The sequence below is a fragment of the Aeromicrobium sp. P5_D10 genome, assembly GCF_054049535.1.
In genome coordinates, this window is the sequence record NZ_JBFUME010000003.1 from 406378 (window position 1) to 417748 (window position 11371).

General features: G+C 63.7%; 8 protein-coding genes and 1 pseudogene. 7 read left to right on the top strand and 2 right to left on the bottom strand.

Annotation, left to right across the window (positions count from 1 at the left end; translation table 11 throughout):
• The first annotated feature begins 5 nt into the window (after window positions 1–5).
• From ACXJKC_RS06985 to ACXJKC_RS07015, 7 genes and pseudogenes are all read left to right on the top strand, one after another.
• The gene (locus tag ACXJKC_RS06985) at window positions 6–941 is read left to right on the top strand and encodes an alpha/beta hydrolase (RefSeq protein WP_456695967.1); all 936 of its coding nucleotides are present in this window, start codon (window positions 6–8) and stop codon (window positions 939–941) included.
• Window positions 942–1019: 78 nt separating this feature from the next.
• On the top strand, window positions 1020–2321 hold the full coding sequence (locus tag ACXJKC_RS06990) for a sugar ABC transporter substrate-binding protein (RefSeq protein WP_456695968.1): 1302 nt from the start codon (window positions 1020–1022) through the stop codon (window positions 2319–2321).
• 78 nt (window positions 2322–2399) lie between these two features.
• Window positions 2400–2849, top strand: a pseudogene (locus tag ACXJKC_RS06995) (ATP-binding cassette domain-containing protein); the annotation flags it as partial.
• Window positions 2850–3056: 207 nt separating this feature from the next.
• On the top strand, window positions 3057–3854 hold the full coding sequence (locus ACXJKC_RS07000; protein WP_456696148.1) for an ATP-binding cassette domain-containing protein: 798 nt from the start codon (window positions 3057–3059) through the stop codon (window positions 3852–3854).
• 7 nt (window positions 3855–3861) lie between these two features.
• Window positions 3862–4887 carry an ABC transporter permease gene (locus ACXJKC_RS07005; RefSeq protein WP_456695969.1) on the top strand — a complete coding sequence of 342 codons (1026 nt, stop codon included), beginning with the start codon at window positions 3862–3864 and terminating at the stop codon, window positions 4885–4887.
• Window positions 4884–5717 (top strand): mycofactocin-coupled SDR family oxidoreductase, encoded by an 834-nt coding sequence (locus ACXJKC_RS07010; RefSeq protein ID WP_456695970.1) that lies wholly within the window; start codon window positions 4884–4886, stop codon window positions 5715–5717. The genes ACXJKC_RS07005 and ACXJKC_RS07010 overlap by 4 nt, the downstream gene beginning before the upstream one ends.
• A 47-nt stretch (window positions 5718–5764) precedes the next feature.
• Complete coding sequence (locus ACXJKC_RS07015; protein WP_456695971.1) at window positions 5765–6598, top strand: mycofactocin-coupled SDR family oxidoreductase; 834 nt, start codon at window positions 5765–5767, stop codon at window positions 6596–6598.
• Window positions 6599–6715: 117 nt separating this feature from the next.
• On the opposite strand, the gene ACXJKC_RS07020 is transcribed toward ACXJKC_RS07015, so the two are convergent.
• Both ACXJKC_RS07020 and ACXJKC_RS07025 read right to left on the bottom strand, forming a co-directional pair.
• On the bottom strand, window positions 6716–7792 hold the full coding sequence (locus tag ACXJKC_RS07020; RefSeq protein ID WP_456695972.1) for a fatty acid desaturase family protein: 1077 nt from the start codon (window positions 7790–7792) through the stop codon (window positions 6716–6718).
• 113 nt (window positions 7793–7905) lie between these two features.
• Window positions 7906–11286, bottom strand: coding sequence for a pyruvate carboxylase (locus tag ACXJKC_RS07025; RefSeq protein WP_456695973.1), 3381 nt, complete (start codon window positions 11284–11286; stop codon window positions 7906–7908).
• Between the last annotated feature and the right edge of the window lie 85 nt (window positions 11287–11371).

Below are 11371 nucleotides of genomic sequence, written 5' to 3' on the forward strand. Positions count from 1 at the left end.
CGTAGATGCGCCGAGAAGAAGTTGAGTTCACCAGCGACGGGACGACGGTCCGCGGCTGGCTCTACCGCCCGGAAGGTAGCGCCGGTCACGACGTTCCTGCCGTCGTCCTGGCAGGTGGATGGTGCTACGTCCGCGAACTCGTGATGCCGTACTACGCCGAGACATTCGCGCAAGCCGGGATCGCCGCGCTCGTGTTCGACTACCGCAATCTCGGCGTCTCCGACGGCGAACCGCGCCAGCACCTCGATCCCACCGCCCAGATCGTCGACTACCGCAATGCGCTGAGCTTCCTGGAGCGCACCGACGGCATCGACGCCGATCGGCTCGGCGCCTGGGGCATCTCCTACTCCGGAGGGCACGTCCTGGTGCTCGCCGCGACCGACCCGCGAGTCAAGGCCATCGTGAGCCAGATCCCGGTGGTTGACGGCTACCGCAACATGCGCCGCATTCACGGGACGCTGGGCTACCGCCGCCTTTGGGCCGCGATCCTCGAAGACCGTCAGCTGCGTTACGACGATCCGTCGAAGCGGACCTATCTGCCACACTCCTCGGAAGATCCCGAGAACGAGCTGTCGGCGTGGCCCTTCCCCGAGACCAAGACGACGTTCGCCCAGCTGCAAGCCACCGAGGCGCCGCTGTACCAGAACCTCAGCACGATGGAATCGGTCGACCTGCTGCTCAACTACGACGTCAACTACTTCGTCGATCGCATCTACGACACCCCCTCGCTCATGATCGTGGCCGAGGGCGATGACCTGACGCTGTGGGATCTGGAGATCGAGAGCTACAACGCGATCCCTTCTGCCAAGAAGGAACTTGTCGTCCTCCCCCACACATCCCACATGACGCTGTACAGCGACCGCAGCAAGCTCGCGGCCGCCGCAGAACACGCCACCCGCTGGTTCGTCCAGCACCTGGCAGCGGACGCGCCCACCTCCTGAAAGCCGCCGACACGGTTGCCGACCCCGCGGCGATCCCCCCACTCCGGCCCTCCGGCCACTGCACGAAGGAATCAGATCATGGCTTCAAACGAATCGAAGATCGTCGACTATGCGCGGAACGGACACTTCCCGAATCCCGTGTCGCGACGGTCGTTCCTCGCCGTCGCCGGCGCGGCAGGTATCGCGGTAGGACTCAGCGCGTGCGGTGGCAGCAGCAGCGGCCCCAGCACGGGAACCAAGACCGCCGGTGCCGCGGCCGGCAAGGTCCGCGAGAAAACGTGGTGCCAGGTCACGACATTGTCGAATGACTTCTTCGTTGCGTTCAACGACGGCGGCAAGCAGGCGATGCAGGCACTCGGGGTCGACATGGCTTCGCTCGAAGATCAGGGCAACGTCAACACCGCTCTGGGCCAGGTCGGCAACGTCAAGGCCGCCGGTGGCAAGTCGATCTTCGGGACACCTGCCACTGAAGCTCAGGCCGCGGCCGTCACGAAGGCCGCACAGGCCGCCGGAATTCTCTACGCGAGCTCCTACACCGCACCCCCGTGGTACACCCCGGCAGACGCCGACAAGTGGGTCCGCTTCATCACGCCGCAGTCGACCAAGATCGCCGCCGCCACAGCCAAGGCCCTGTTCGACAAGGTCGGCGGCGAAGGCACGATCATCCATGTACCCGGCGCCAAGGGCTCCTCGGCCGACGATCAGCGGACAGCCGGCCTCAACCAGACGCTCAAGGACTACCCCAACATCACGATCGTCACGGCGTCGCCTGGAAACTGGACGTCGGAGGACGCCCGCAAGTCGTTCACGAACATTCTGCCCAAGGTCAAGGACTTCGTCGGAGTCTTCGCCCAGAACGACTCCGAAGCTGCTGGCGTCATCGCGGCACTCGGCGCCCAGGGCATTAAGGACAAGATCGTGGTCGGCTTCGACGGCAACCAGCAAAACGTCGAGTACATCGCCGACGGCAAGCAATATCTGACCAGCGCGACGATCGGCGGTCTTACTGCCGGGCTCCTCGGCGTCACGACGTTCGATGCTCTCAACGGCGTCAAGTTCTCGCTGCCAGAGACCTTCCTCGGCCAGGGCGCACTGCTCGTCAATCCCGATTCGGCCTCGAAGGTGCTCAGCTCCATCTACAAGAAGGAGTTGCCCTTCGACTGGTCCAAGATGAGCAAGGCGCTCAATCCTGACTCGTGGGATCCGCAGACAGTCCTCAATCCGATCGATCCCAAGGAGTACTACGCCGGGGTTCCCGAGACGCAGTACAAACTCAATGCCGCCTGGGACACGGCCGACATCGCAGGCGTCCGCTCGACGTATGACGCAGCCTTCAAGACCGGGCCGCTATTCGAGTTCAAGAGCGATCTCGTCGCCTAGGCCATGAACTCTTCGTCAACGATCGAGCTCGCCAATGTCTCCAAGAGCTACGGCCCCGTGCACGCGCTGCGCGATGTCTCCTTGGACGTGCGCCCAGGAGAGGTTCTGGGTCTCATCGGAGAGAACGGAGCGGGCAAGTCGACCCTGATCGGGGTGCTCAGCGGAACTGTCCGACCTGACACGGGCACCATGCGCGTGCGGGGGCAAGCGGTTCCGTTAGGCGATCCACGAGCATTGAGCGCGCTCGGTATCGCGGTCGTCGTGCAGGAACAGGCTTTGGTCGATTCGTTGCGGGTCTACGAGAACATCTTCCTCGGCCGCGAGACAGCGGTCGGCGGACGCGGTCCCGGCCGCCGGAGCCGACTACGTGAGGCGGCCCGCACTCTGCTTCACGAGCTGCACATCGAGGATGTCGAGCCTGACCAGGTCGTAGTCGATCTGACATACCCGCAACGTCAACTCGTCGAGATCGCCAAGGCGTTCTCGCGGAGTCAGTCCAGCGACGCCGCGCCGGTGATCCTGCTGGACGAACCCACGAGCGCACTGACCGAGAGCGAGGTCGAAATCCTGTTCTCGCTGGTCGAACGCTGGCGAGATCGGGTCTCGTTCATCTTCGTCTCGCACATCCTGGGGGACGTGCTGCGCATCAGCACCCGGCTGCTCGTGCTGCGCGACGGTCGCGCGATCGAGACACTCCCCAATCAGGGCATCTCCGCCGAACACCTGCACGAGCTCATGGTGGGCACCGAACGGAGCACCGACTACTACCGCGAGGACGAGCAGCGAGGCGCATCGTCTGACGTACCGATCATCGAGCTGCGGTCGGCAACACTGGTCGGCGAGTTCCGCGACGTCGACCTGCAGATCAGGCCAGGAGAGATCGTCGGACTGGCAGGCGTCATCGGATCGGGCAAGTCGTCCGTCGCGGCCGCCGTCGCCGGCGCCGAGCACTTCAACCACGGCGAGGTCTGGCTCGACGGCAAACGTCATCACCATTGGAGCGTGCCGAGGGCTGTCCAGGAAGGCGTACTCTTCGTCCCTCCGGAAAGGGTTCACGACTCGCTGTTCGTGACGACGTCGGTCCGGTCGAACATCTCGATCGGATTCCTCGATCTGATCCAGAACCGCGCTACTCGACTCCTGCGCCTCGGTGAGGAACGACAGCGCACCCAGGAGCTCGCCGGACGTCTGCAGATCAAGGCTGCGAATCTGGGCACCCCGATCGGTGAGCTCAGTGGCGGAAATCAGCAGAAGGCCGTCTTCGCCCGGTGGCAGGGCCGACCGTGTCGGGTCCTCGTGCTCAACGATCCGACCCGAGGCATCGACGTCGGAACCCGTGAAGAGATCTACGCCTTGATCCGCACCATGGCGGCCTCCGGCATCGGCGTCCTGCTGTGCGGAGAGTCGCTCGAGGAGCTCATCGGCATGTCCGACCGCATCGTCGTCATGAAGGACGGCACCGTGACCGCCGAGCTGAGCTCACCCACCCATGCCAAGCCGACCGAGGTCGACGTCATCAAGCACATGATGTGAGGAAACTGTGACCCAGAACGTACTGACGCCCCAGCCGCCATCATCACGGCCGCCAGCGTCCCCACCATCGCGGGGAGGCGACTCCTTACTCGCACGCATCGATCAGCACCGCAACGTCCTGGTGCCGATCGTCGCAGTCATCGCATTGATCATCTACTTTCAGGCGCAGACCTCATCCTTCGTTTCAACCGACTCTGCGCAGAACATCCTGCGTCAGATGGCGTTCCTGACAGTCGTCGCGCTCGCCGGCACGTTCGTGATCCTGATCGGCGGCATCGACTTGTCGGTCGCGGCCAATGCGACCCTGGCCGGAATTCTGATTGCGACCTGGATCGATGACTTCGGCGGAGTCCTTGCGATCGTCATGGTCATCGGCATCGGTGCCTTGGTTGGCCTCGTCAACGGCATCATCACCACTTGGCTCAAGGTTCCGTCCTTCCTTGTGACGCTCGGCATGATGTCAATCCTCAACGGAATCTCGAATTCGATCTCCAATGGCGGCCCCGTGTCGTACCAGTCGGGGCTGCTGCAAAAGCTGGTCAACGACTCCACGGTTCCCGGTATCCCCAACGGCGCGTTGATCGCGATTGTCTTGACCGCGATCGCCACCGTCGTCGCGTTCGCGACCCCATTCGGTCGGCACATGTACGCGGTCGGCGGCAACGAACGGGCTGCGGCGCTCAGCGGCGTCCGCGTGCGCATGATCAAACTCGCGGTCTTCGCGCTGGCCGGTGCGGTTGCCGCAATCGCGGGCATCATCTTCACGGGGCAGGCCAGCACAGGCGTTCCGATGGGTGCCGATGCGAGCCTGCTCAATTCGATCGCCGCGATCGTCGTCGGAGGGACCGCGCTGTCGGGTGGCGTCGGCGGGCCGCACCGCACGATCCTCGGCGCACTCGTCATCGTTCTGCTGAGCTCCGGCATGGACATCACCTCAGTCGATCCTTACACCCAACTGATCGTGAAGGGTGCTGTCGTGATCGCGGCGGTGGCCCTGACTATCGACCGCAGGCGATACGGGGTCATCAAATGACCGGACGCATGCAAGGCAAGGTCGTGTTCGTCACTGGCGCGGCCCGCGGACAGGGACGCAGCCACGCGGTGCGGCTCGCCGAAGAGGGCGCCGACATCATCGCGGTCGATCTCTGCGAGGACATCGCGGAAGTGCCGTATCCGCTCGCGACCAAGAGCGACCTGGACGAGACCGCGCGCCTCGTCCAGACGTTGGGGCGTCGCATCGTCACGCGCACCGCTGACGTCCGCGACTTCACCTCACTTGACGACGCGCTGACGGAGGGCATCGCCGAGCTCGGTCGGCTCGACGGGGTGTGCGCCAACGTGGGCATCAACTCCCCGGCACCGACACATGAGATCACCGAGGAGCAGTGGCACACCGTGGTCGACATCAACCTCGGTGGCACCTGGCGCACCGTCAAGGCCGCAGTCCCGCACCTCGTTCGACAGGCGACTGGCGGATCGATCGTCCTGACGAGTTCAGCGGCAGGTCTCAAGGGGTACGCCAACATCGCGCACTACACCGCTGCCAAGCACGGCATCAACGGGTTGATGAAGACCCTGGCGCAAGAGCTCGCCGAGCACCACGTCCGGGTCAACACCGTCAATCCGACCCAGGTCGACACTCCGATGATCATGAACGATCCGATGTATCGACTGTTCTGCCCCGATATCGAGAATCCCACTCGCGAGAATTTCGCCCCGATCTCGCAAGCAATGAACGCTCTTCCCATACCGTGGGTGGAGTCTCGGGACGTCAGCAATTCCGTGTTGTTTCTGCTCTCCGACGAGTCCAGATACATCACAGGTGTCGCACTGCCGGTCGATGCCGGCGTGCTGATCAAGTAGGACTGCGGCCACGCATGTGGCCGTCACACCCGAGGAGGACACACACCATGACAGGTCGAGTTGAAGGCAAAGTCGCATTCATCACCGGGGCGGCTCGCGGACAGGGACGCAGCCACGCGGTGCGGCTCGCCGAAGAGGGCGCCGACATCATCGCGGTCGATGCGCTGAAGGACATCGACACCGTGACGTATCCGATGGCGACCGAGGAAGACCTGGCTGAGACGATCAGGCAGGTCGAAGCAACTGGGCGGCGCATCTACTCGGCGCACGCCGACGTCAGGGACTTCGACTCGTTGCGCATCGCCCTCGAGGCCGGGGTCGAGAAGTTCGGCCATGTCGACATTGTCTCGGCCAATGCCGGGATCTTGTCGTTTGGCGCCGTCGATGAGCTCTCGGAGGAGACCTGGGCGCAGATGATCGACATCAATCTCAGCGGGGTGTGGCGTACTGCCAAGGCTGCGATCCCACACCTCATCGCTCAGGGCACTGGCGGATCGATCATTCTCACTTCATCGGTTGCCGGCCTTCGTTCATATGGCGGTGTCGGCCACTACGTCTCGGCCAAGCATGGTGTCGTCGGACTCATGAAGACGCTGGCCCAGGAGCTCGCCGAGCACCATATCCGGGTCAACACCGTCAATCCGACCCAGGTCGACACACCGATGGTCCAGCACGACGATATGTACAAGCTGTTCAGCCCTGACCTGGAGAATCCGACCAAGGAGGACTTCGCTCAAGCTTCGGGTGACAGCATCTTGTACCCGATCCCGTGGGTCGAGTCGATCGACGTCAGCAATGCCGTGCTGTTCCTGGCCTCCGAAGAGGCCCGCTACATCACGGGCGTGGCCCTGCCCATCGACGGCGGAGTCCTCGTCAAATAGCCCCAATGCTCGCGAGTCACCAAATTACCGGTCGCGAGTCACCAAATTACCGACGGCGAGTCGCTGAGGTGTGACCCAGTGACTCGCCGTCGGTGAGTAAGTGACTCGCGAGCGTTGTTAGCCGCGGAGTTGGGCAGCCAGCGGACAGTCGAACGGATCCCGCGCCCTGATACCGACATTGTTGAGATAGTCGATGACGATCGCGTACGAGGTGAACAGGCCGACCTCCATATAGTCGATTCCCTCGCGCTCGCAGTGTTCTTTGACGTACGGCTGGGCCTTGCGCAAGTTGCAGCGCGGCATGTTCGGGAACAGGTGATGCTCGATCTGATAGTTCAGACCGCCCATCGCCCAGTCGACCACCGGATTTCCCCGCACATTGCGCGACACCATGACCTGGCGGCGCAGGAAGTCGAGCTTCATCTCCGGCGGGATGATCGGCATTCCCTTATGGGCGGGGGCGAAGGATGCGCCCAGACAGAAGCCGAACACCGCCATCTGCAGCGCGAAGAATGCCAACGCCTTGCCCAGCGGCAAGAAGGCCAGCAGGATCACGACGTACACCGTCAGGCGACTCACGACGAGGAACAACTCGGTGCGTCGCCACGGCTGATTCGAGGTCTTGTCGCGGGCCGCACGGATGCTCTCGGCGTGCAGATTCAAGCCTTCGAGTGTCAGCAGCGGGAAGAACAGCCAGCCCTGACGTTTGACGAACCAACCGGCGAATCCTGTCGTCCGCTCGGCCACGATGCCGGGGGTAAAGGCGATCGCACCGGGGCCGATATCGGGGTCATAGCCTTCCAGGTTCGGCCCCTTGTGGTGCATATTGTGCTTGCGCCGCCACCACGCGAAGCTCAATCCGGCGAATGCTCCGGCCAGGATGCGGGCAGTCCATTCATTCCATTTGGCCGACGTGAACATTTGGCGGTGCGCCGCGTCGTGGCCAAGGAAGCCGAACTGGGTCACGATGACACCGAGCGCAGCGGCCAGGATCAGCTGGAACCACGAGTTGCCGAGCAGGAAGAAGCCCACCCAGATCCCGAAGAACGCCGCGACATGCACGCCGATCTGCAGCCAGTAGTAGACGTGACGCCGCTCAAGCAGTCCGGCCTCCCGCACGGTCTGCATGAGTTCGGTGAAGTGACTGACGTAAGGCGTGCTCGAAGCCTGCCTGACTGGAAGTTCCTGCGTCATATGTGGCCCCTTTTGGTCCATCCTGACACAGCTCCGGTATCCCCGGGCGATGACGTGGAGCGCATTCCATCGAAGACATACGCCGCCAGGTCACCGCCCGGAAGGAATCGGTGTCAGGCCAGGACGAGCAACAGGTCGCCACCTTCTGCTTGCTGGGTCTTGCTGATGACCAGACGGGCTACGGTTCCGGCGTTCGGCACGGTGATCGAGGCTTCCATCTTCATGGCCTCGATCGTCGCAACCGTCTGACCGGCCTCCACGGTGTCGCCTTCAGCCACCAGAGCGTGGACGACACCTGCGAACGGTACCGCGACCTGCAGCGGATTGCCGGGCTCAGCCTTCTCCGCGGCGGTGACCTTGGAATCGACTGCACGATCCCGCACTTCGGTGGGACGCAACTGACCGTTGATCGTGCCGAGAACATTGCGCATTCCGCGCTCGTCGGCATCGCCGATGGCCTCGACGCCGAACAGCAGCAGTTGCCCCTCCGCAACCTCGACCTCGGTCTCGACATCCTGTTTCAGGCCATAGAGAAACGCTTCGGTCGGAACAGATGTCAGATCGCCGAACTCTGCGCGAGCCGCTTCGAACTCCTTGGTCGGCCCTGGGAACAGCAACCGATTGAGCGTCTGTCGGCGGTCGGACTCAAGACCCGCGATATCGTCCGGCGACAACTCGGTCACGCCGTTCTTGGCGGTTCGACCCTGCAGGGCCTTGCTGCGGAACGGCTCGGGCCAACCGCCGGGCGGATCGCCCAACTCACCGGACAGGAATCCGATGACCGACTCGGGGATGTCGAAGGAGGCCGGATCGTCGGCGAACGCAGCCGGATCGGCACCGACCGCGACCAGATGCAACGCCAGGTCACCCACGACTTTGGACGAAGGGGTCACCTTGACGACATTGCCGAGGATGTCGTTCGCCGCGGCGTACATGTCCTCGATCTGCTCGAACTTCTCGCCCAGTCCCAGCGCAATGGCCTGCTGGCGAAGGTTCGACAGCTGCCCACCGGGAATCTCGTGCCGGTAGACCCGCCCGGTCGGCGCCGGCAGACCCGACTCGAACGGGGCATACAGTCGTCGCGTCGCCTCCCAGTAGGGCTCAAGAGCGTTGACCGCATCGATATCGAGCCCCGTCGTGCGGGCCGCATAGTTGGTCGCCGCGACCAACCCCGACATCGACGGCTGCGACGTGGTGCCGGCCAATGCCGCCGAAGCCACATCGACTGCATCGACACCAGCGACGATCGATGCAACCAAGGTCGCCATCTGACCGCCAGCAGTGTCGTGGGTGTGCAGATGCACCGGCAGGTCGAAGCGCTCACGCAAGGCCATGACGAGCGTCCGCGCAGCCGGAGCCCGCAACAGACCGGCCATGTCCTTGATCGCCAAGATGTGCGCGCCGGCATCGACGATCCGGTCGGCGAGTTCGAGGTAATAGTCGAGCGTGTACAGCTTCTCGGCCGGATTCGACAGATCACCGGTGTAGCACAGTGCCACCTCGGCTACGGCGGTTCCGGTCGCCCTGACGGCTTCGATGGCCGGACGCATCTGGTCGACGTCGTTGAGCGCGTCGAAGATACGGAAGATGTCGATTCCGGTCGCAGCCGCCTCGGCCACGAACGCATCGGTGACCTCGGTCGGATATGGCGTGTAACCGACCGTATTGCGTCCCCGCAGCAGCATCTGTAGGCAGATATTGGGAGCTGCCTGACGCATTGCCGCGAGCCGGTCCCACGGATCTTCCTTCAAGAACCGCAATGCCACGTCGTATGTCGCGCCGCCCCAAGCCTCGATCGACAGCAGCTGCGGCGTCATCCGGGCGACGTACGGCGCGACCTGTACGAGATCACGGGTACGCACCCGTGTAGCGAGCAGCGACTGGTGCGCATCGCGGAATGTCGTGTCGGTGACGCCGACCGTCTCGCTTTGGCGCAGAGCTGCGGCGAAGCCTTCAGGTCCGAGTTCGAGCAGCCGCTGGCGCGAACCTGCAGGAGCCGGCGCGGACAGGTCGATCTTGGGCAGCTTGGAGACCGGGTCGATGCTGGTCGGCGATCCGCCATTCGGCTTGTTGACCGTCACGTCTGCCAGCCACGACAAGATCTTGCCGGCCGGATCCGAAGCACCATGGGCGTTCAACAGCTCGGGGTGCTGTTCGATGAAGGACGTCGTGACGTGACCGGCCCGGAAGTCGGCGTTGGCCAGCAGCCCCTTCAGGAACGGCACATTGGTCGAGACCCCGCCGACATGGAACTCCGACAGTGCGCGCTCGGCGCGGGTCACGGTCTCTTCGAAGTTACGGCCACGGCAGGTCAGCTTCGACAGCAGCGAGTCGAAGTGCGCGCTGACGACCGCACCGGTGAACGTCGTGCCGCCGTCGAGCCGGACACCCGGCCCGCCCGGCGAGCGGTAGGACGTGATGGTGCCGGTGTCCGGCCGGAAGCCGTTGGTCGGATCCTCGGTCGTGATGCGACATTGCAGTGCGAATCCGCGGGCCCTGATCTCATCTTGGACCGCGAGTCCGAGGTCAGACAGGGTCTCCCCGCCGGCGATCCGCATCTGGGCCTGCACCAGGTCGACGTTGGTGACCTCTTCGGTCACGGTGTGCTCGACCTGAATACGGGGATTCATCTCGATGAAGACATAGCGCCCATCGGCACCCAGCAGGAACTCGACAGTGCCCGCGCACGAGTAGTTGATCGATGTGGCGAACTTGACCGCGTCGGCGCACATCGACTCGCGGATCTCATCGGGCAGGTGCGGTGCTGGGGCGATCTCGACGACCTTCTGGTGGCGTCGCTGCACCGAACAGTCACGTTCATGTAGGTGGACCACAGACCCGGCCGAGTCGGCCAAGATCTGTACCTCGATGTGCCGGGCGTCCACGACTGCTTCTTCGATGAAGCAGGTCGGATCACCGAACGCGCCATCGGCTTCACGCATCGCGGCTTCGATCGACTCGCGCAGCTTGGCCGGATCGTCGACCCGGCGCATTCCACGACCGCCACCGCCGGCAACAGCTTTGACGAACAGCGGATACGTCAGAACCTCGGAATCGGCCACCAACTGGTCGACGTCAGCTGACGGTTCGACCGACTTCAACGTCGGGACGCCGGCAGCCTTGGCCGCAGCGATCGCCGATGCCTTGTTGCCGGTCAGCTCCAGAACTTCCTTGGGCGGACCGATGAACGTGATTCCCGCAGCGTGGCACTCCTCCGCAAGGTCTGGGTTCTCCGACAAGAAGCCGTAGCCGGGGTAGACGGCATCTGCGCCCGCGGCGACGGCAGCCGCGACGATGGCCTGTGGGTCGAGGTAGGCCCGCACCGGGTGGCCCCGTTCACCGATTTGATACGCCTCGTCGGCGCGTACTCGGTGCTCGGAACCACGGTCCTCGTATGGGAAGACCGCTACTGTTTCGACGCCCAGTTCGTGGGCGGCACGGATAGCTCGAATTGCAATTTCGCCACGGTTGGCGACCAGGATCTTCTGGAACAACGGGATCGTCCTTGCTCAGAGAAGTGAAAGCCCAACCCTAGTTGGCCAGTAGCTCACTCAGCGAGACGACGGTCTCAAAGTGTGG

Excerpts from the sequence above, each read along its gene's own strand:
- ACXJKC_RS06985 (WP_456695967.1), top strand. The coding sequence starts at position 6 with ATGCGCCGAGAAGAAGTTGAGTTCACCAGCGACGGGACGACGGTCCGC.
- ACXJKC_RS06990 (WP_456695968.1), top strand. The coding sequence starts at position 1,020 with ATGGCTTCAAACGAATCGAAGATCGTCGACTATGCGCGGAACGGACAC.
- ACXJKC_RS07000 (WP_456696148.1), top strand. The coding sequence starts at position 3,057 with ATGGTGGGCACCGAACGGAGCACCGACTACTACCGCGAGGACGAGCAG.
- ACXJKC_RS07010 (WP_456695970.1), top strand. The coding sequence starts at position 4,884 with ATGACCGGACGCATGCAAGGCAAGGTCGTGTTCGTCACTGGCGCGGCC.
- ACXJKC_RS07015 (WP_456695971.1), top strand. The coding sequence starts at position 5,765 with ATGACAGGTCGAGTTGAAGGCAAAGTCGCATTCATCACCGGGGCGGCT.
- ACXJKC_RS07020 (WP_456695972.1), bottom strand. The coding sequence starts at position 7,792 with ATGACGCAGGAACTTCCAGTCAGGCAGGCTTCGAGCACGCCTTACGTC.